Annotated in this window: 25 protein-coding genes; 14 read left to right on the top strand and 11 right to left on the bottom strand. The window is 65.8% G+C overall.

All coding sequences use genetic code 11. The features are described from left to right. Window positions 1–17: 17 nt before the first annotated feature. Complete coding sequence (gene purD, locus PHA81_RS16125) at window positions 18–1,385, bottom strand: phosphoribosylamine--glycine ligase (protein ID WP_005038687.1); 1,368 nt, start codon at window positions 1,383–1,385, stop codon at window positions 18–20. Between the two features lie 96 nt (window positions 1,386–1,481). Between purD and PHA81_RS16120 the strand changes: the two genes are divergently transcribed. Further along, window positions 1,482–1,766 carry a hypothetical protein gene (locus tag PHA81_RS16120; protein WP_005038685.1) on the top strand — a complete coding sequence of 95 codons (285 nt, stop codon included), beginning with the start codon at window positions 1,482–1,484 and terminating at the stop codon, window positions 1,764–1,766. 75 nt (window positions 1,767–1,841) lie between these two features. On the opposite strand, the gene PHA81_RS16115 is transcribed toward PHA81_RS16120, so the two are convergent. Then, a complete protein-coding gene (locus PHA81_RS16115; protein ID WP_005038684.1) occupies window positions 1,842–2,339 on the bottom strand; it encodes a hypothetical protein in 498 nt (165 codons plus the stop codon). 100 nt (window positions 2,340–2,439) lie between these two features. On the opposite strand from PHA81_RS16115, the gene PHA81_RS16110 reads away from it, so the two are divergent. Next, entirely contained in the window at window positions 2,440–4,605 is a 2,166-nt protein-coding gene (locus PHA81_RS16110; protein ID WP_273837565.1) for a thioredoxin domain-containing protein, read from the top strand. Here PHA81_RS16110 and PHA81_RS16105 read toward each other — a convergent pair. Further along, entirely contained in the window at window positions 4,602–4,979 is a 378-nt protein-coding gene (locus tag PHA81_RS16105) for a thioredoxin family protein (RefSeq protein ID WP_005038678.1), read from the bottom strand. The genes PHA81_RS16110 and PHA81_RS16105 overlap by 4 nt on opposite strands. 124 nt (window positions 4,980–5,103) lie before the next feature. Here PHA81_RS16105 and PHA81_RS16100 point away from each other — a divergent pair, with 124 nt between their 5' ends. Beyond that, window positions 5,104–6,075, top strand: coding sequence for a PLP-dependent cysteine synthase family protein (locus tag PHA81_RS16100; RefSeq protein ID WP_005038676.1), 972 nt, complete (start codon window positions 5,104–5,106; stop codon window positions 6,073–6,075). 81 nt (window positions 6,076–6,156) lie between these two features. Beyond that, entirely contained in the window at window positions 6,157–6,801 is a 645-nt protein-coding gene (locus PHA81_RS16095) for a DUF1648 domain-containing protein (RefSeq protein WP_005038674.1), read from the top strand. 10 nt (window positions 6,802–6,811) lie between these two features. Here the strand turns inward: PHA81_RS16095 and PHA81_RS16090 are convergent, their stop codons facing one another. The 5 genes from PHA81_RS16090 to PHA81_RS16070 form a co-directional block, all read right to left on the bottom strand. Continuing rightward, window positions 6,812–7,963 carry a rhodanese-like domain-containing protein gene (locus tag PHA81_RS16090; protein WP_005038673.1) on the bottom strand — a complete coding sequence of 384 codons (1,152 nt, stop codon included), beginning with the start codon at window positions 7,961–7,963 and terminating at the stop codon, window positions 6,812–6,814. 249 nt (window positions 7,964–8,212) lie between these two features. Beyond that, complete coding sequence (locus tag PHA81_RS16085; RefSeq protein ID WP_005038672.1) at window positions 8,213–8,773, bottom strand: class I SAM-dependent methyltransferase; 561 nt, start codon at window positions 8,771–8,773, stop codon at window positions 8,213–8,215. 2 nt (window positions 8,774–8,775) lie between these two features. Beyond that, entirely contained in the window at window positions 8,776–9,216 is a 441-nt protein-coding gene (locus PHA81_RS16080) for a DUF302 domain-containing protein (protein ID WP_005038670.1), read from the bottom strand. Window positions 9,217–9,288: 72 nt separating this feature from the next. Continuing rightward, a complete protein-coding gene (locus tag PHA81_RS16075) occupies window positions 9,289–9,858 on the bottom strand; it encodes a DsrE/DsrF/DrsH-like family protein (protein ID WP_005038668.1) in 570 nt (189 codons plus the stop codon). Between the two features lie 58 nt (window positions 9,859–9,916). After that, window positions 9,917–10,162, bottom strand: a complete 246-nt coding sequence (locus tag PHA81_RS16070) for a sulfurtransferase TusA family protein (protein ID WP_005038667.1) — start codon at window positions 10,160–10,162, stop codon at window positions 9,917–9,919. Between the two features lie 207 nt (window positions 10,163–10,369). Here PHA81_RS16070 and PHA81_RS16065 point away from each other — a divergent pair, with 207 nt between their 5' ends. From PHA81_RS16065 to PHA81_RS16040, 6 genes are all read left to right on the top strand, one after another. Then, a complete protein-coding gene (locus tag PHA81_RS16065) occupies window positions 10,370–11,554 on the top strand; it encodes an MBL fold metallo-hydrolase (protein WP_005038665.1) in 1,185 nt (394 codons plus the stop codon). Window positions 11,555–11,557: 3 nt separating this feature from the next. Then, complete coding sequence (locus PHA81_RS16060) at window positions 11,558–12,070, top strand: YeeE/YedE thiosulfate transporter family protein (protein ID WP_005038664.1); 513 nt, start codon at window positions 11,558–11,560, stop codon at window positions 12,068–12,070. After that, window positions 12,067–12,534 carry a YeeE/YedE family protein gene (locus tag PHA81_RS16055; protein ID WP_005038663.1) on the top strand — a complete coding sequence of 156 codons (468 nt, stop codon included), beginning with the start codon at window positions 12,067–12,069 and terminating at the stop codon, window positions 12,532–12,534. The genes PHA81_RS16060 and PHA81_RS16055 overlap by 4 nt, the downstream gene beginning before the upstream one ends. Before the next feature lie 90 nt (window positions 12,535–12,624). After that, a complete protein-coding gene (locus tag PHA81_RS16050; RefSeq protein ID WP_005038662.1) occupies window positions 12,625–13,335 on the top strand; it encodes a DUF2270 domain-containing protein in 711 nt (236 codons plus the stop codon). A gap of 101 nt (window positions 13,336–13,436) precedes the next feature. Then, a complete protein-coding gene (locus PHA81_RS16045; RefSeq protein WP_005038661.1) occupies window positions 13,437–13,841 on the top strand; it encodes a helix-turn-helix domain-containing protein in 405 nt (134 codons plus the stop codon). 154 nt (window positions 13,842–13,995) lie between these two features. Next, window positions 13,996–14,718, top strand: a complete 723-nt coding sequence (locus tag PHA81_RS16040) for a molybdopterin-binding protein (protein ID WP_005038660.1) — start codon at window positions 13,996–13,998, stop codon at window positions 14,716–14,718. 9 nt (window positions 14,719–14,727) lie between these two features. Here PHA81_RS16040 and PHA81_RS16035 read toward each other — a convergent pair whose 3' ends face one another. Beyond that, window positions 14,728–14,853, bottom strand: a complete 126-nt coding sequence (locus tag PHA81_RS16035) for a hypothetical protein (RefSeq protein WP_273837564.1) — start codon at window positions 14,851–14,853, stop codon at window positions 14,728–14,730. A 109-nt stretch (window positions 14,854–14,962) separates the two neighbouring features. Here PHA81_RS16035 and PHA81_RS16030 point away from each other — a divergent pair, with 109 nt between their 5' ends. Then, the gene (locus PHA81_RS16030) at window positions 14,963–16,126 is read left to right on the top strand and encodes an ATP-NAD kinase family protein (protein ID WP_005038659.1); all 1,164 of its coding nucleotides are present in this window, start codon (window positions 14,963–14,965) and stop codon (window positions 16,124–16,126) included. An 86-nt stretch (window positions 16,127–16,212) separates the two neighbouring features. Then, window positions 16,213–17,247 carry a phosphate uptake regulator PhoU gene (locus PHA81_RS16025; RefSeq protein WP_005038658.1) on the top strand — a complete coding sequence of 345 codons (1,035 nt, stop codon included), beginning with the start codon at window positions 16,213–16,215 and terminating at the stop codon, window positions 17,245–17,247. 45 nt (window positions 17,248–17,292) lie between these two features. Here the strand turns inward: PHA81_RS16025 and PHA81_RS16020 are convergent, their stop codons facing one another. Continuing rightward, window positions 17,293–18,063, bottom strand: coding sequence for a lamin tail domain-containing protein (locus PHA81_RS16020; protein WP_005038657.1), 771 nt, complete (start codon window positions 18,061–18,063; stop codon window positions 17,293–17,295). Between the two features lie 90 nt (window positions 18,064–18,153). Next, window positions 18,154–19,092: an LEA type 2 family protein gene (locus tag PHA81_RS16015; protein WP_005038656.1), complete on the bottom strand. Its 939-nt coding sequence runs from the start codon at window positions 19,090–19,092 to the stop codon at window positions 18,154–18,156. A 195-nt stretch (window positions 19,093–19,287) separates the two neighbouring features. Between PHA81_RS16015 and PHA81_RS16010 the strand changes: the two genes are divergently transcribed. Beyond that, entirely contained in the window at window positions 19,288–19,479 is a 192-nt protein-coding gene (locus tag PHA81_RS16010; protein ID WP_005038655.1) for a hypothetical protein, read from the top strand. A 69-nt stretch (window positions 19,480–19,548) separates the two neighbouring features. After that, window positions 19,549–19,773 carry a hypothetical protein gene (locus tag PHA81_RS16005; RefSeq protein ID WP_005038654.1) on the top strand — a complete coding sequence of 75 codons (225 nt, stop codon included), beginning with the start codon at window positions 19,549–19,551 and terminating at the stop codon, window positions 19,771–19,773. The last annotated feature ends 33 nt before the right edge of the window (window positions 19,774–19,806 follow it).

The following is a 19,806-nucleotide window of genomic DNA, read 5'->3' as shown; positions in this document are numbered from 1 at the left end:
CACGCGACGGGACGAACCTACTCGGTCCGCAGTTCATCCATGTGCTCGACACGGGATTCGACGAGCGCTGTCGTGCCGATGTCGTGGCGGACCCGGAGCCCGTCGGTGCCGGCCTCGGTCAGCGTTTCGTCGACGATCTCCTCGGCGGTTGCGATGGTGTCGGCGATCCCGACTACCGCGAACGCCCGCGACGTGGTGGTGTAGATCCCGTCGTCGCGGCCGTCGACGCTGGCGTAGTAGAGTTCGACTCGCGGCGACGTTCCACCGTCCGCGACCGCCGAGCCGCCGCCGGCGTCGGCATCGGCGGCGAACCGCTGGTTGATCGTCTCGACGACACCCTCGTCGACCTGAATCTCTGCCCCCGCATCCGGATCGGTGGGGTAGCCCTCGGGCACCGCGTACTTGCAGACCGTGGCCCGCGGCGCGAACTCGAGGGTCGGCAGCGAGTCACCGTCGCGCGCCGAAGTGAGCACCGAAAGAAGGCCAGTGTCGAGCACCGGAAGGGTGTTCATCGCCTCGGGATCGCCGAAGCGCGCGTTGAACTCCACCACCTTCGGACCGTCGGCGGTCAGCATGAACTGCCCGTAGAGCACACCAGTATAATCGTCGAGCGCTGCGACCGTCTCTTCGACGACCCCGACGGCCGCGCGGTAATCGTCCTCGGTCATGAACGGGAGTTCGGGCCCGCTGTCGGAGTAACTCCCCATCCCGCCCGTGTTGGGCCCCTCGTCGCCTTCGTAGGCGCGCTTGTGATCCTGAACCGCCGGAGTCGTGCGGACATCGCCGTTCGCCACCAGCGCCTGAACAGTAAACTCCTCGCCAACGAGGCGCTCTTCGAGCACCACGCGGTCGTAATCGGAGTCGCGGAGGTATTCCTTGGCTTCTGCGGGAGTCACTTGATCACCGATCACGCGGACGCCCTTTCCACCTGTCAGCCCCGCGGGCTTCACCACGAGATCACCGTCGTGGTCGTCGATGTACCCGCACGCGCGCTCCATGTCGTCGAACGTCTCGAACGTCGGACAGCCAGGAACGTCGTGCTCGCGCATGAACCGCCGCTGGTAGGCCTTGTCGGTCTCGATCCGCGCCGCCTCGGCGCGCGGCCCGAATGGGAACACCCCGGCATCGGCGAGCGCGTCGGCCACACCCGCCTCCAAGGGTGTTTCGGGCCCGACGACTGCGAGCGTCGCCCCGACCTCCTCGGCGTAGGCGACGACAGCCTGCGGGGTGGTGGTGTCGAGCGTCTCGAACCCCGCGGCAAGGCCCGCGATGCCCGGATTTCGGTTCGTCGCACAGGCGTACAGCGTCGCGTCCGTGTCGGCGAGGGCACGCGCAATGGCGTGCTCGCGCCCGCCGCCGCCGACGACCAGAACTGTCTCGCTCATGCGCGATACGCCGACCGGGGCGACCTAAGCGTTGTCCTTCGAGACACCGCGTCACGCCGGCCCCACGTTTATGATTGCCCGCCGAGACACCCAGGTATGGCAGACGTGACCATCGACATGGGCGATCGGAAGCTCGAAGACGCTGCCGACGAGCTGACCGCCGCTCGTGACGATCTCGACGACGGGACGCTGACGGTCGACCTCCACAATCTGGATGCACCGACCGCGTTCGCCTTCTTCGAGGGGGCGCTCGACGCCGGCTACCGCGTCACGATCACCGGGCTCGAATCGGAGCCGACCGGTCACCAGACGATCGTCGAGATGCTCCAGGACGACGAAATCGTCCACATCGAGACGCTCTCGCTCGAACTCGGCGTCTGAGAGGGAATTCTCGTCGTCGGCCGACCGCCCGCGAACTGGATCCGTCGTGGATCCCCGACACCGTCGAGACGGCCACTACTGCTCGGTACCCTCGGCATCCGCAGTTCGGATGGCTTGATTCCGGAGCGCGGCGGCGGTGTTCTGGATCGACCGCATCGTGGCTGCAGTCGCCATCACCGAATCCATCACTGCCTGCTGGCTCGCACCGTCAGGGTAGAGCCGGTGTTCGAGCAGGATCGAGTGGACTGCGGGGAACTCACACGGATCGCCCTCGGTGTCGAGGAAGGTGTAAAACCCCGGTGCGGTCGCGAGGATGGGGTTGAGGCGAGCGAGCAGTTCCTGGCGGTCCTCGTCGTCTTCGACCAGCGCTGCGACGCGATCGGTGTCGAACGTACACTCTCCGACCACCCGCAACGGCCCCCACGTCTCCTCCTTGATGACGTGAAGTGGGAGTCGAGAGAGCTGGAGTTGGAGGTTGAACGCCGCGCCGTCGGTGGTTTCGTGCTCGATCCCCTGGACGACCTTCTCGTCGAGCCACGCCTCTGCCTGCTCGCGGCTGATGTGATCCACCATCCTCGATGCTGGGTCCGCAGCCGCAAAGAAACTGCTGCCGGCTGACGCCGCAGCGAACGACGAGCCAGTGTTTACCCGTGATCGGTGCGTACGCCGCATCATGAGCGTCACCGACCGAAACCGGCTCGACGAAGAGCAGTCGCCGTATCTCCGCCAGCACGCCGACAACCCCGTCAACTGGCAGCCGTGGGACGACGACGCACTCGACGCCGCCCGCGAGCGCGACGTCCCGATCTTCCTCTCGATCGGCTACTCGGCGTGTCACTGGTGTCACGTCATGGAGGACGAGAGCTTCGAGGACGAGAGGGTGGCCGAGCGGCTCAACGACGAGTTCGTCCCGATCAAGGTCGACCGCGAGGAGCGACCCGATCTCGACCGACTCTATCAGACGATCTGTGGGATGGTCTCGGGCCAGGGCGGCTGGCCGCTGTCGGTATGGCTCACGCCCGACGGCCGACCGTTCTACGTCGGGACGTACTTCCCCCGCGACGAGAAACGGGGTCAGCCTGGCTTCCTCGACCTTCTCGACTCGATCGCGGAATCGTGGGAGAACGATCGCGAGGACATCGAGGGTCGCGCCGACCAGTGGGCGGGCGCGATGGCTGGCGAACTGGAGGCGACGCCCGAACAGCCAGGCGAGGTCCCGGATAGCGACCTGCTCGAAACCGCCGCCCAGCAGGCAGTCGAAAACGCCGATCGCGAGTATGGAGGATTCGGCCACGGCCAGAAGTTCCCGCAGACAGGCCGGCTCCATCTTCTCATGCGCGCCGCCGAACGAACCGGGAGAGAGAGTTTCGACGAGGTCGCCCACGAGGCGCTCGACGCGATAAGCGAGGGCGGACTCCGGGATCACGCCGGCGGCGGCTTCCACCGATACACCACCGACCGCGAGTGGACGGTGCCTCACTTCGAGAAGATGCTCTACGACAACGCCGAACTCACGCGGGCGTACCTCGCGGGCTACCGTCGGACGGGCGCGGAGCGCTACGCCGAGGTCGCGCGCGAGACCCTGGGATTCGTCGAACGCGAACTTCGCCATCCCGACGGCGGGTTTTTCAGCACGCTCGACGCCCAGAGCGAGGACGAGTCCGGCGAGCGCGAGGAAGGAGCGTTCTACGTCTGGACACCCAATGGAGTCCACGACGCAGTCGACGACGAGTTCGCGGCCGACCTGTTCTGCGAGCGCTACGGCGTCACCGAGGCAGGGAACTTCGAAGACGGGAAGACGGTGCTGACGGTGAGCACCGAAATCGAGGATCTCGCGGACGAACACGACACCACCACCGAAGAGGTCAGTGCGGAGCTCGAACGCGCCCGCGAGGCGGTGTTCGCGGCGCGCGCCGAACGCGAACGCCCGGAACGCGACGAGAAGGTTCTGGCTGGATGGAATGGCCTGATGATCTCGGCGTTCGCCGAGGCCGGGCTCGCACTCGACGCGCGCTTTGCCGACACCGCCGTCGCGGGGATCGAATTCGTCCACGAACACCTTTGGAACGACGAGAAACGACGCCTTCAGCGGCGCTACAAGGACGGGGACGTGAAGATCGAGGGCTATCTCGAGGATTACGCGTTCCTCGCGCGCGGCGCACTCAACTGCTACGAGGCCACCGGCGAGGTCGACCACCTCGCGTTCGCGCTCGATCTCGCGCGCGCGATCGAGACGGAGTTCTGGGACTCCGACGAGGAAACGCTCTATTTCACCCCACAGACCGGGGAGTCGCTCGTCGCGCGGCCCCAGGAACTCGACGACCAGTCGACGCCCTCCAGCACTGGGGTAGCGGTCGATGTCCTGCTCGCGCTGGATCACTTCGCCGCCGACGACCGCTTGGAGGCGATCGCCACGGCGACGCTCGAAACCCACGCCGAAACCGTCGAGTCGAGCCCGCTCCGGCGTGCGTCGCTCGCGCTCGCGGCCGATCGCCACGCCGCCGGCTCGCTCGAATGGACGGTCGTCGCCGACGCGCTCCCCGAAGCCTGGCGCGAGCGGATCGGTCGAAGCTATCTGCCGCGCCGGCTGCTCGCGCGACGACCGTCCTCCGAGGAGGAACTCGCCGCGTGGTGCGATCGGCTCGGGCTCGACGAGCCGCCGGCAATCTGGGCCGATCGGGACCAGCGTGACGGCGAGCCGACGGCGTACGTCTGCCGATCGTTCACTTGCTCGCCACCGCAGACCGAGGTCGAGGACGCGCTGTCGTGGGTAGAACGGCTCGCGCCCGACACGGACGCGGATCCGGAATCGACTCCAACGGACGACAGCCCGCGTTAGTTCGTCGGCTCGGGCGCGTCGAGCTGCTCGGCGAGATGGACGATCGGCGGTTCGGGTTCGTCCTCCACGAACCGTGCGACTTCCTCGCCGTCGTGCTCGATGACGATCGTCGGGATGTACTCGATTCCGTACTCCGCGACCAGTTCGCCCTGCTTGTCCTGATCCAGCGCGTACTCTTCGATCCGCTCCTCGGGAACGTCGGCCTCGCCGAGCGCCGCCGCGAAGTCCGGGAGGATGGCTCGGCAGTCCTTGCACCAATCGCCGGCCCAGACTCGGACGGTGAGTTCGTCGGCGTGTTCGGCGACGGCGTCGACCGCGTCCTCGTAGCCCGCAGGATTCCAGACGGGATTCGGCGACATCGTTTCGAGGCTCATGGGTGTCGTTCGGTGCCGGCGTGCTTAGGCTTCCCGCATCCTCCACACGACGTCGATAAATCACGTCGCGCACGAATCACCGATCCCGTCATCGGTTTAGGGCCACGCTCCGTATCGCCACGCAATGGACGACAGCATCCTCGACGCCATCGGATCGCCCCTCGTGCAGGTCGGCTCGCCCGAGGGTGCGACCGTGGCCGCGAAGATCGAGTCGAAAAACCCCGGCGGGTCGGCGAAGGACCGCCCCGCGAAGGCGATGGTCGAGGCCGCAGAGCGCGAGGGGAGCCTCGAACCCGGCGATCGTCTCGTCGAGCCGACGAGCGGCAACACCGGAATCGGCCTCGCCGTCGTCGCGGCGGCGAAGGGGTACGACCTCACGGTCGTCATGCCCGCCTCGAAATCGGAAGAACGGCGGCAGGTCATGGCGGCCTACGGGGCGGACCTCGAACTCGTGGACGGTGAGATCGAGCAAGCGAAAGCACGTGCCGACGAACTCGAAGCCGAGGGAATGGTCCAGCTCCGGCAGTTCGAGAACCGGGCGAACGTCCGCTCCCACTACGAGACGACCGGCGCTGAGATCACGGAGCAGGTCGGCGATCGGACCGTCGATGCCCTCGTCGCCGCGGTCGGCACCGGTGGGACGCTCACCGGGATCGCCAGCCGACTCCGTGAGGAGTACCCCGAAATAGATGTCGTCGCGGTCGAACCGGAGGCGAACGCCGTGCTCTCGACCGGGGAAGCGGGAATCGACGATTTCGAGGGAATGGGCCCTGGGTTTGTGAGTGAGATCCTGGACCGCGAGCTGATCGACACGATCGAAACCGTCGGGATCGAGGCCGCAGAAGCCGAGTGTCGCCGCCTTGCGCGTGAGGAGGGAATCATCGTCGGCCAGTCGAGCGGCGCAGCGAACCTCGCGGCCCAGCGGGTCGCCGAACGGCTCGCCGAACCCAAACTTGACTGCCCGCCCGCCCCGACGGAGCTCCGGGCCGACGGAAGCGGAGCGGCCGCCACCGAGTACGATGACTGTCCGCTGGTCGTCACCGTCTTTCCCGACAGCGGCGAGCGGTATCTCTCGACCGGGATGTTCGACGGGTGATCGGCCGACCTCGTTGAGGATGGTTCACGGACACTCGTGACAGACTGGGAACTTATACCGGCACGAATCGTAGCTCGCGTCGTGAAACACCGCCGCCCCCGGACCGTCGGCGTTGCAGCGATCGTGTTCGCGTTCCTCGCGAGCGTCGTCGTCTATCCGGAGCTCCCGGCCAGGATGGCGACCCACTGGAGCGCGAGCGGCGAGGCCGACGGCACGATGTCGCGGCTCGCGGGTGCGTTCCTCCTCCCAGTGCTCGCGGCCGGGGTGTACGCGCTTCTCCTGGTCTCTCCGCAGTTTGATCCACGAAAGGCGAACGTTGAGCAATTTCGCGGGCTCTACGAGTGGTTCGCCGCCGGGATGACGTGGTTCCTGCTCTACGTCCACGGACTCGTGCTACTCTGGAATCTCGGCATCCAGCCACCTATCGGTGCGGCGCTCGCACCGGGTCTCGCTGCGGTGTTTTACGCGAGCGGACTCCTCGTCGAGCGCGCCGAACCGAACTGGATCGCCGGCGTCCGCACGCCGTGGACGCTCGCCGACGATACGGTATGGGAACGCACCAACCGCCGCGCCGCGCTCGCGCTGAAACTGTCGGGCGTCCTCTCGCTCGGCGGGCTCGTCTTCCCCGCAGCCGCCACCCTGTTCGTCGTCGTCCCGATCCTGCTCGCCGTCGTATACGTCACCGTCTACTCCTACGTCGCGTACCGACGCCAGCGGACGGCGTGAGGCGCGCGTTTCAGGCCGCGCAGTTGTTCGCACCTGTCTCGAGCATCGTCGCCGCACGCGTGCTCTCGACCCTCTCGACACCTCGGTTGATCGCGATCACCGTCTCGTAGTTGTCGGGTTTCTCGGGGACGTTCTCGACCATCCGCTCGACGAACGCCGCCCGGTCGAGGTCGACGAGGCCGAGTCGGTCCTGAACTTCCTCAAGAGATCGCCCGACGAGTTCGCCTGGTGAAGCGTTCTCGTAGGTGCCGTCGCTGTTCACGGTGACGTGGCCCGGCAGGACGGTCAGCGCTCCGGGGAGTTCGAGCAGCGTGTCGTGGAGCGTCTCGTACTGCATCTCCGCACCCTCTTCGGCCCCCTCCGCGCCGAATTCGAGCTCCGTACGACCGACCGAATCGAAGAACAGGCTGTCGCCGGTGAGCACGGCGTCGTCACCGACGCGGTAGGCGACCATCTCGGTGGTGTGGCCTGGCGCACCGAGCGTTTCGATCTCGGTATCACCGACCGTGATCGTCGCGCCGTCGGCCAGCGGTTCGAACTCGTGGCCGAGGTCGCGCTCGGTCGCGCGTTCGCCGAGGTGATAGGGGACACTGAGCCGTGTCGCGAGTTCCCGTCCGCCGGAGAGATGATCGGCGTGAACGTGGGTATCCAGAACGTGAGTGATCGCCATTCCGTGCTCGGCGGCGGTTGTCACGTACTGATCGGTGTGTCGCGTGGGATCGATGACGACCGCCTCGCCCGTACGTTTCGAGCCGACGAGATAGGAGAGACAGCCTTTCGCCCGGCGCTGGAACTGGACGACGTGGAGATCCTCGTCCCTCGTGTCCACACGAGCCGTCTCATACAGCGAGTTCCACTCGCGCATTCCCCCTGTCACGACCGCGACGTCCTCGAACCCGTCGGCGTCGAGTTCGGCGGCGAGGGTCGTCGACGTCGCCCCCTTCCCGCAGATCGTGACGATCCGCTTGTCGTCCGCCAACGAACTGATCGTCTCGCGCTGGTCCGTCCCCAGCGTCTCCGCCGGCCCGAACGGGACGTTCACCGCACCCGGCACGCGCCACGACTCGTAGCTGTCCGCCGGGCGCGTATCGATGAGTATGAAATCGTCCACACCTTCGTCCTGTGCGTCAGCGAGTTCTCTGGCAGTGATCGTCTCGAACATGGTTCTGGCTTTCTGTACGGTATTGGGACAAATAAACATTTCTCTGGCGTTTTCATCGGGTCCACGAATCGTATTGCCGACGACACACACCGGGTTCGTGCTCGGTGGTCGCCCGGCGACGCCGAACCCGGACGACCGTTCGATACGTGTCGGATGAATCCGTCTTTGGAGCGAAATACACCCGTGGTGTGGGCGGAGTCGGCCACATCACGACCCAACCCCGATGGCACTGTGAAAACCGACGTGAGGCTACTCGATCGTAGCGACCAGTAGAAACGTTTCCGGACGGGTGGTCTCGTGCTCGATCTCGAACCCGTGGTCACGGAGCGCGTCCGCGGCCGCGTCGGCGGTGTATCGCTCGTCGAGCGGCGGGCCGTTCTCGCCGGTTCCCGTGGCCGTCCAATCAATGATGACGAGTCGTCCCCCGGGCCGGAGCACCCGACGGATCTCCGCGAACGCGTCGTCGCTCGCGAACTCGTGATAGGTCATCGTCGAGAACGCGGCGTCGAGACTCGCGTCCTCGAACGGAAGCTCCTCGATGCCTGTCGTCACGGGTTCGACGTTCGTGGGAACCCCCTTCTCCCGGTAGTACTCGTGCATCGCTTCTTGGACGTCGACTGCGTAGACCTCGCTGGCGTGCGACGCGACGTCGTCGGTGTAAAACCCCGTGCCGCTGCCGAGGTCGGCCACGACGTGCTCCGGCGATGGCGAAATCGCCCACAGCAGCTCCTCGGCCGAGAGGAAGCGGTAGCGCCACGCCGTCTCCTCCAGCTTATCGGCGTTGTCGGCATCGAAGGTGTGATAGCCCATCGTCACAGCGCCTCGAACGCTTCGTCGGCGAGCTCGCCGGTGTCCTCGATGATGTCGGCCATCGCGTCGTCGTCCGGAGCCATCCCGACGAGCCGGGCGATCCGCATGATCGAGACGTGATAGACGGTCTGCACGCCGGGCTCTTCCTCCCAGACGACGACGTTGCAGGGAAAGAGCCCACCCATTCGGTCCTCACTGGCGTCGAGCGCGCGGTCGGCGATCGCGGGGTTGCACGCACCCAGCACGTAGTACGGGTCGCGGTCGGCGTCGACCTTCTCGTTGAGGAGCTCCGACGGCGAGAACTCGACAGGGATGCCGAAGCCCGCGTCGGTGAACACCGTCCGAACGTGTTCGATCGCGTCCTCGTGGCTCATCTCCAGGGTGGTTCGTTTCACACCGATGTCGTCTTCGTCCAGCTGGCTCGGGTCGATGGGGAGCGTCATCGTGTAGAGTATTGTGTCTGTCGTGAAAATCGTTTTCGGTTCGTGAGATCCGGTGTGTGGGAGCGGGCCGACTCAGACGAGGAGTTGGATGTCGGCGTTGGTCATGCGCTGGAAGGCGCTCGCCGCGCCGACGCCCGTCTCGACGCCGTCGTAGAAGTCGGCTTCGTCGTAGTCCAACAGATCGATCGTCATCTGACACGCCTGGAGATCGACCCCGCTATCGAGTGCGGTCCGAACGAGCTCTTCGACGCTCGCGACGTCGTTGTCGGCGATGCGTCGCTCCATCAGCTTCGCGGTCGCCCGATCCATGCCGGGAAGCGCCCCGATGACGTTCGGAATCGGCATGTTGGGATTGCCGACCGAACTCAGGCCCAGCTCCTGAGAGTGTTCCTCGTGGAGGAGTTCGAGCCCCCAGAACGTGTGAAACACCGTCACGTCCCAGCCGAAAGCTGCGGCCGTCGAAGCGAGGATCAGGGGCGGGTACGCCATGTCGAGGGTCCCCTTCGTCGCGATGATGACCATCCGCTGATCGTCGTCGTCCCGGATCGCGGCGAGTTCGGCTTCGAGCTCCTCGATGCGAGCTTCGAGGCCGGCACCGTCCTCGATCGACTCGCCAGCGGTGGATCGGGTCTCCGTGCTCATCGTCGCCTCTCAGTCGATCGACCGGTCGACGCGCACGACCCGATCTCGTCGGTGGCCGTCATGCGGTCTTCCGGACGTAGTGTTTGTACACGTCCCCGTCGTCGGTCTGATCGACCAGTTCGACGCCCGCGGTCGAGCCGGCCCACCCCTTGATATCGCTCATGCTCCCGGCATCGGTCGCGAGCACTTCGAGCACCTCCTCGCTCTCCAACTCGTCGGCCGCCTGCTTGGTCTCGATGACCGGCATGGGGCAGTTCTCACCTTTGACGTCGAGCGTCTCGGCAGTATCGTGTTCGTCGCTCATGTTCTGTCTTGCCTCCATCGAACAATACAACCTCGGTATTGCAAAAGTCTTGTGCATCTGTCGAACATCCCTCTCTCGAAGACCCCCGAAGACTGCACCGAATCCACTAAGGAGTCCATACAACCCATTTTCGACCGATCTATATTGCATAGAATTCACTATTCTATACGAACGCTTATTGGGATCGAACGGGTAGTGGCGGGTACGATGAGTGACGAAACGTTTCCCGACCCGGCTGTCGATGTCGAATCGATCGAGCCGAACGAACTGAAAGAGCGCATCGACGACAACGAGGACGTATTTCTGCTCGATACGCGTGCGAGTGAGGCGTTCGAGGAGTGGCACATCGACGGACCGAACGTCACCGTCCGGAACGTACCGTACTTCGAATTCCTGCTCGGCGACGTCGATGAGGAGGTCTTCGAGGGGATTCCCGACGATCGGGACGTGACGGTTCTCTGTGCGAAAGGCGATTCGAGCGAGTACGTCGCCGGCCTGCTGCACGAACGCGGCTACGGGGTGCGCCATCTCGCACGCGGCATGAACGGCTGGGCGGAGCTCTACGAATCCCACGAACTCGCCGTCGATGTCGACGCCACGATCGTCCAGTACCAGCGGCCCTCCAGCGGCTGTCTCTCGTATCTCGTCGTCAGCGGCGACGAGGCCGCGGTCGTCGATCCACTCCGGACGTTCACCGACACCTATCATCAGGACGCGCGCACGCTGGGGGCGAAGATCACGGCCGCGCTCGACACCCACATCCACGCCGACCACATCAGCGGGAACCGGCGTGTCGCCGCAGGGACCAGCGCGGAAGCGTTCCTTCCCGCATCCGCCGCCGAGCGCGGCGTCGACGACACTGCCTATGCGACGATCGAGGACGGCGAGACGATCGCCGTCGGCGAGGCCGAGATCGAGGCGCTTCACACGCCCGGCCACACGTCGGGGATGACCGCCTACCGGATCGGGAACGTCCTGTTCGCCGGCGACGGTCTGTTCATCGAGAGCGTCGCTCGTCCCGATCTCGAAGCGGGAGCCGAGGGCGCAGCCGACGCCGCGAAACAGCTCCACGAGACGCTGCACGAGCGTGTGCTGGAGCTTCCCGACGAGACCGTCGTTGCTCCAGGCCACTTCAGCGGGAACGCCGAGGCCGACGACGGCACGTACACGGCTCGACTCGGTGATCTCGAATCTCGAATGGACGCACTCGGAATGGACCGTGCAGCGTTCGTCGATCTCGTCCAATCGAATATGCCGCCACGACCGAGCAACTACGAGGCAATCGTCGCGACAAATCTCGGCGAACGCGAGCCGACCGACGAGGAGGCGTTCGCGCTCGAACAGGGCCCCAACAACTGTGCGGCGAGCCAGGACGCGCTGACGAGCGACTGATCGATGATCGGACAGTTCGACGTCCTGACGGTCATCGGACAGGCATCGCTCGCGGGGCTGTTCCCCCGTGGAATCGGCCAGTACGCCATCGGCGGCGTCCTCATCGGGCTCGGGGTTTCGATCATCTACCTCGGGACGGCGATCACGCCGGGCGCGAGCACGTTCTTCGAGTCGACGCTGTCGTACGTCTCGAAGATCCCACGATTCAACCGGGCGAAGTATCTCGCCACACGTGACTGGCGGCTCGTCTTCACGCTGAGCATGGTCGCCGGCGCGGCCGTCTACGCCCTCCTTCTCGGAGAGGGTGGCTGGACGACCGATGTCCAGCCGTGGCGACTGCTCGGCGGTGGCGTCCTCGTCGGTGTCGGGACGCGGATCGGGAAGGGCTGTACCTCCGGCCACGGGATCAGCGGGCTGGCGTCGCTGTCGCGGACCTCCTTCGCGAACGTCGCGACGTTCATGGCAGTCGCGATCGGGACCGCACTCTCGATGCAGGCGCTCGGGGTGACACCATGAGCGCGAACGGCACCCGTCACCCGCTGTTCGTGCCGCTGATCGCCGTTGGCGGATCGCTGTTCGGGTTCGGCCTCGCCTACAGCGGGATGGCGAGACCCGAGATCGTCCTCGATTTCCTCCAGTTGGAGGATCTCGGACTCCTCTTCGTGATGGGCGGGGCGGCGGCCGTCACTGGAACCGTCATCACGCTGGCGACGCGCCACCTCGACCGTGCACCGCTCACCGGCGATCCCTACGGCAAACGCGAGCGATCCTTCGACCGCAGCGTGCTCCTCGGCGGAGCGGTCTTCGGCGTCGGCTGGGGGATTTCGGGGCTCTGTCCGGGCTCGGCGTACGCCAGCCTCGGCATCGGGAACTACCCGATCCTGCTCGGGATCGCCGGGATGTTCCTCGGTGCGTACGCTCAGGGCTACTGGCGCGCGTATCGACAGGAAACCGATAGAACGGTCACACCGAGCGACTGATCGTCCCCGATTCGACTCCCAGATGATGCGAAACACCGAACACGAGCACGATACCGACCACGAACAGCTATCGCGGATCGAGGGGGACTCGTGAGCGACGACACACCCTTCGATCCGACCGGTGAGGTCGAGCGCCACATCGGTCGCGGGATGTTCGAGGAAGGGATGGGGCCTGGCTCCTCGATGGCCCATCTCTACCGCGGCGAGGTCCACCGGATGAAGTTCTGGCGCGAGCGCCTCGATCGCACGACCAACTGGGCCATCACGATCATGGCAGCGATCCTGACGTGGGCGTTCACGGGCAACAACCCCCACTACATCGTGCTGATCGGACTGGCGATGCTCACCGTCTTCCTCGTGATCGAGGCCCGTCGATACCGGGGCTACGATCTCTGGCGGTCGCGCGTCCGACTGATGCAGGAGAACGTCTTCGCGAACGCACTCGACGCCTCGAAGGACATCAGCGACCCCCACTGGCGACGCGAGCTGAGCGAGGACTACCGCCAGCCGAAGATCAAGATCAGCTTCGAGGAAGCGCTCGCCCACCGCCTGCGCCGGGTGTACCTTCCACTCATGGCCGTGCTCCTCGTCGCCTGGTTTATCCGGATCACCGCCTTCATGCAGGCGACGGAGTGGCCGGCGAGCGCCGCGATCGGTGCCATTCCCGGAATCGTCGTGACCGGACTCGTCGCCGCGTTCTTCGTCGCCGCAACCGTAGTCGCCTGCCGACCGCGGACGTGGAAGGCGAACGGTGAACTCCGACTGACCGACGTCGATGTCTGGGGCGACACCGAACAGTGAGCCACACTCTCGATGGCACGAGTTCGACCGTGATGGTCGTGTACAGTCGTGCGGAGCATGCACAACGTCTTTATTCGCTCCACGACTACAGGGCGTAACCAATGCCCGACTCGATGGCGGAGTATCTTCGTGCGGACATGGAGTGTGAGGGGCTCCTCGAATGTTTCCACGGCCTGACCGATCTCGACCGGGACTGCTTCGAAGTCGTCGTCAGTCACGACGCAGCTCTGACCGTCGACGAGATCGCCGAGGAGGTCGACCGAGAACGCTCGACGGTGTATCGCTCGCTCCAGCGACTGCTCCAGGCGGGGTTCGTCCAGAAAGAGCAGGTCAACTACGAGCAGGGTGGCTACTACCACGTCTTCCGGCCGACCGATCCGGACGTCGTCGCCGACGAGATGCAACGCATGTTGAACGACTGGTACGCGAAGATGGGCCAGCTCATCGGGGAGTTCCGGACGAAGTACGAGCCGTCCGACCAGCCCACGGCGGCCGTCGAGGGCTGAGTCACCCGAACCGCGCCGGGCGACGATCCCACCGGCAGTTCAGGTAGAGCAGTGACTGAACGGACGACGGAGGCTCGTCCGCACGGAGCGATCGTGAGATGCCGAGCGCACCTGGGACCTGCGGACTTTTATCACCCGCCACCCAACACCGGCCATGCGCGTTGGCCTGGTTTCGGTCGGCGACGAACTCCTCGCGGGCGACACCGTGAACACCAACGCCGCGTGGCTCGGGAGCCGGCTCACGGAGCGCGGCGCGACGGTCGAGCGGTGTGTCGTGGTACCCGATCGGATCGAGACGATCGCGGACACCGTCGCAGAACTCCACGACCGCTACGACGCGGTGCTCGTCACGGGCGGACTCGGGCCAACCCACGACGACCTGACGATGGACGCCGTGGCGGCGGCGTTCGACCGCGACCTCGAAACGAACGACGAGGCGATCGAATGGCTCGCCGAACACGGCGGCTACGAGCGCGCGGATCTCGCTGCTGGCACCGCCGACCTCCCGGCGGGCGCACGAGTGCTCCACAACGAGGCCGGGGTCGCGCCAGGCTGCGTTGTCGAGTCGGTGTACGTGTTTCCCGGTGTCCCCGAAGAGATGCACGCGATGTTCGAGACGGTCGCGGGGGAGTTTTCGGGGACGATCTCGCACGTCGAGTGGGTCCGCGCCGCCGAACCCGAGAGCGCGCTGCTCGACCGGATCGCCGCTGTCAGGGAACGCTTCGACGTCACGGTGGGAAGCTATCCGGGCGAACACGTCCGACTCAAGCTCCAAAGCGACGACGCCGAGGAGGCGGCGGCGGCAGCCGCGTGGCTCAGCGACCGTGTCGACGTGGCGGAGCCAGCCGACGAATCGGCTGAAGCCGGCTCGAGCTAATCACCGGATTCAGCGGTAGAGATACGCCCACCAAACCGCGGCGATGACGATCCCCGCGATTCCGACCGCGTAGCCGGCTCCGTTGATGACACCCGTCTGCACGCCCTCCTGGAGGAGTACGCCGATCTCGCTCATGCCGGACGCTTGCGCGCCCGGGATTTAAGCGTTCCATCCGAGCTACACCAACTCGAACCACTACCGCCGGAGCCGGACCGCTTTTCTCGTCGCCGGCGATAGCGAGGGTATGCGACGGGTCGGCTTCGTGGTGAATCCCATCGCCGGGATGGGTGGCCGTGTCGGGTTGAAAGGGACCGATGGCAAGGTCAAGGAGGCACGGGCACGCGGCGCAGAGCCGCGCGCACCAGGTCGCGCCCGTGACGCGCTCGCGTCGCTCGTTACTCACGCTGCGGACGCGGACGAGACGATCGAACTCCTTGCTGCCGGCGGCGAGATGGGTGCGTCGATCGTCCACGATGTCGATTTCGAATGCGAAGTCGTGACCGACCCGCCCACGGAGACCGGGGCTGCCGACACCCGTGAGGCCGTCCGGCGGTTCGCCGAGCACGTTCCGCCGGCGGCGGAACGGAACGGTCGAGCGGCGGAGCCGCGAGACGAGGGGGTCGATTTAGTCCTGTTCGTCGGCGGCGACGGCACCGCAGTCGACGTCGCCGAGACGCTCGAAGAGCGTAGTAGTGAAATTCCGATTCTGGGGGTACCGGCTGGCGTCAAGATCTACTCCTCAGTGTTCGCGGTCTCGCCCCGCGCGGCAGGTCGGATCGCGGCGACGTTCGACGACACCGAGTCCCGCGAGGTGAACGACATCGACGAGGACGCCTATCGCGAGGGCGAGGTCCACACCGAGCTTCGAGCGCTCGCCCAGGTTCCAGTCGCCGAGGAGATCCAATCGAGCAAACAGCTCGGCGGCGGCACCGTCGCAACGCTCGCGGCGGGGGTCGCGAGCGAGATCGAGCCTGGCACGACGTACGTACTTGGTCCCGGCAGCACCGTCGGGGCGATCGCGGACGAACTCGGATTCGAAGGAACGCCGCTCGGCGTCGACGTCTGGCGTGCGGACCCGGCGGGGCCGGATGCGGGCGAGTGGCCGGCGGGCGAGGTGCTCGCCCGCGACGCGAGTGCCGACGAGATCCTCGCGTGCCTCGGCGACCGGAACGTGGTGGTCGTCTCGCCGATCGGTGGCCAGGGGTTCGTCTTCGGCCGCGGCAACCAGCAGCTCTCGCCCGACGTGCTCCGACAGTCGGATGTCGAGATCGTCGCCTCGCGCCGCAAGCTCGACGACATCGGTGTGCTGCGCGTCGATACTGGCGACACGGACCTCGACGACGAACTCCGGGGCTGGCGGAAGGTCAGGATCGGGCGGGTCGAGCGCCGGCTGATGAAGGTCGTCTAGCGTTCAGCCAGTGAGCTAGTAGGCCGCCGACTTCGTTTAGTGACATAGGGAGAAGATTAAGGTGTGTGGGCGCGTCGACTCCCGGTATGGTTGAGACGCGGAAGGTCCAGCGGCTGGGCCCCTCGACGCTGGCGATGACGTTACCGGCCGAGTGGGCGTCGGCACACGATGTCGAGAAGGGCGACGAGGTGTCGCTTCGGATGGGCGGCAAGGGGACGCTGACGGTGCTGTCGGAGTCGGCCCAGACCGAGGAGTCGAAGGCGACGATCCACGCCGAGAACCTCGACGCGGACGCGGTCGAGCGCGCGATCGTCGCGCAGTACGTCCTCGGTCGACGGGTGATCCACGTCGAGGTCGCGGAAGGTACTCTCGACTCCGAACACATCAACGCGGTCTACAACGCCGAAACCCAGCTGATGGGCCTCGGCGTGATCGAGGAGACTCCCGAGCGTATCGCGATCCGGTGTTCGGTCGATCCCGAGGACTTCACGCTCGACAACCTCCTCGAACGGCTCGAATCCACGGGTTCGACGATGCGCGAGGAGGCGGTGAAGGCGCTCGCGCTCGGCAACCCCGACTTCGCCCAGCGCGCGCTGAACCGCGAGCGCCAGGCCAACAAGATCTTCGTCCTTCTCCTTCGGCTGATCTTCACCGCCTACCAGAACCCCAACCTCGCGCGGGCGGTGGACCTCGACGACGGCTTTCCCCTGGTGGGGTATCGCGCCATCGCGAAGAACCTCGAACTCACCGCGGACAACGCAGAAGACATCGCCGACATCGCGATGGAAACGCCGGGCCACACCCTCGATGTCGACGACGCGACGATGCGCCGCATCCGGGAGTTCACCGATCAGGTCGACGAGATCTCCGCACTCGCGGTCCAGGCGGCCGTCGAACGCGACTTCGAGCGCACGATCGAAGTCCGGCGGCAGTTCGCCGAGATCAACGACCGCGAGAGCGAGATCTTGGACGACCTGCCCGAGATGGACAACGAGAGTCTCCTCCGGGTGCGTGAGGTGCTCGTCAGCCTCGCCAAGACGGCGGAGTACGCCGTCCGGAACGCCGAGATCGCGACGAATCTCGCGCTCAACGAGGAGTCCGAACACACCACGATCCTGTAGCAACGGGCTCGATCGCGCCCACAGTTCACGCGATCCAGCGTGATCTCACCCACCCGAGGTCGACGTTTCTGCCGACACCTGTCGGGCGTCGACGATCCGTCCACCGGGTGTCTCGACGAGCACCGTATCGCTGGCGTCGTTGATCACTGGATAGAAGAAGCCAGCGTAGCGCTCGGCACCGGTGTTGTCGCCCCGCCCGGTGTTGAGCGTGACTGTCTCACCGGGTCGGAGGACGTACCGGGAGAACGTGTGCTGTTGCCCGTCGTCGAAGTCCACGACGTACCCATCGAGATCGAGCGATCGGTTGCCGGCGTTGCGGAACACGACCGTCTCGTTCTCGGCGTCGAGGCGTGTGATGGTTAGCTGTGCTGACTGCGGTGTCGGCGATCCCGAGGCTGTCGTCGATGGCGGGGTTGAGGCAGTCGACGTGGCCGTCGTGGACGGTGTCGGAGTCGCCGTCGGCGGACGTTCCGGTGTCGGTGTGGGGGTCGGGGTCGGCGTTGCTGTTGGCGTCGGCGTCGCGGTTGCAGTCGGTATTGCGGTCGCAGTCGCGGTTGCTGTCGCCGTCACGGTTGCAGTCGGCGTCGTCGTAGTGGTTCGCGTCGGCGTTGCGGCCGTCGTGGCCGACGCGGTTTCGGTCGCCGTTGGGGTCGCTTCGGCCGACTGGGACGTGTCGGTTGGCGATGCGGTGATGGGAGCCGTCGACTCCGTCGTCGCGGTCGGTGTCCCCTCGTCGACAGGCGCGGCCAACTGCGAACAGCCCGCGAACACCGCACAGATCGCGAGGGCCACGACGATCGCGGACCGCCGTTGCATGGTCTCGTCTCGTAACCGGGGACACAATTACCTTGCTAGTACCGAACACCGATGGGAAGCCACTTCCCAAGGGACGACCGCTCCGGTCGATCAGCCGTCGGCGGCGAGCACGTCGGTCTCGACCTGGGTGGTGTACCCGAGCTCGTCGAGCGGGACTCGGACCGTCTCACCGTCGGGGAGTTCGACGACGGCAGTGAAATCGACCTGGAGCTCGGTTTGTTGCTCTCGTTCGATATGTGACACCCACCACTCGTCGAGTTTGCTGTTATCGATCGCCACGTCCCCACGGATCGTCTCCTGGCCACCGGCGGGGACGGTGTATCCGCGGGCAGTGGTCCCGTTGCCGACGGTCACGTCGTTCATCGTGACCTCGTAGTCGATCCGACTGATCGCGTACGGGATCGACGTCGGGTTCGAGACGACGATCTCGGTGGCCAACGGCGTCGCCTCGTCGGTCACCTCGCCCCACGTCGCGCTCGTTCGGTCGACGACCAGCACCGGATCGTCGACGAGCGGGAGATTCGCGTTCACCGGCCGCGATTCGGTCGAATTGAACCCATCCGTGATGTGGGTCTCGATCGTTTCGGTCTCGCTGACGCTGGCCGTGCGACCGAGTAGCGACGAGCGCACGCGCGCGGTCGCGACGACCTGCGATCGCTCGCCGTTCGCGACGTGGCTCGCCCACCACGCGGGAATTCGCTGGTTGTCGATGGCGGTCGTGAGACCGATCGTCGTGTTGCCGTCGCTCAGCTCGAACCCGTTTTTCTTCCCAGTGCCCATCTCGATGTCGTTCATCGTGATGGTGTGGCCGACCGTGGTGTTGCTGAGGCGGACGCCGATCGGGTTCGGGTTGGTGACGACGACGTCGGTATCGACGACGGTCGTACTCGCGTTCACCCCGGCGAACCGGCTCTCGGAGTCGACGATCGACGGTCGCTCGATCACGCCGAACACCACCGCCCCGCCGACGATCAGCCCGAGAACGACGACGGCGATCACGAGGGTGCGCAACAGGCCACGCAGGCTCATCCGGGTGGCGATCGCCTCATTGGCTGGGATCGGGCCGGCGGCGGCATAACCTCCGCGGCATGGAACGATACTGTCGGAAAAACGTCTTCACCCATCGAAGACGAACGAATCGCGGGACAGCGATCGGGTGTTCACGCATGGACTCGTGGTTCGTTCTTTCCGACAGTATAAGTCCCCGCCGCCGATAGCGGTGGCATGGCTACCGAAACCGTCGGAAGCGACCGCAGTGTAGGGTTTGCGGTGTTGTTCGGGTTGCTCGGACTCGCTGGCGCGCTCGTGGCGTTCGCCGCCGCGCTCGCGCACAGTCAGGTCGTCGCCGCGTGGGGCTTTGCGGCCGCGGTGCTCGCCGGTGCGATCCTCGTGGTCGGGATTCACCTCACTGGGTGAGGACGACGGAGACAGGAGCGGCTCGATTCGCCACAAAGGGTTAAGGACGTCACGGCCGTAGTACGTACAATGAGCGACTTCACCGAGGAAGACCGCCGTATTCTCGCGTACCTCCACGACAGCGTGTCGCGTGGCGAACGGTACTTCCGATCCAAAAACATCGCCGAGCAGCTCGGCCTGAGCTCGAAGCAGGTCGGCGTTCGCCTCCCGCGGCTGGCCGAGCGCACTGACGACATCGAGATCGAGAAGTGGGGTCGCGCCAAGTCGACGACGTGGCGCGTTTCGCCGGGCTGACTGTCCGGACTCGTCGACCGAACGACAGCCGAT

Origin of the sequence: Halococcus sp. PRR34 (assembly GCF_028617175.1) — an archaeon.
GTDB lineage: Archaea > Halobacteriota > Halobacteria > Halobacteriales > Halococcaceae > Halococcus > Halococcus salifodinae.
This window is presented reverse-complemented; position numbering and strand designations above follow the sequence as displayed.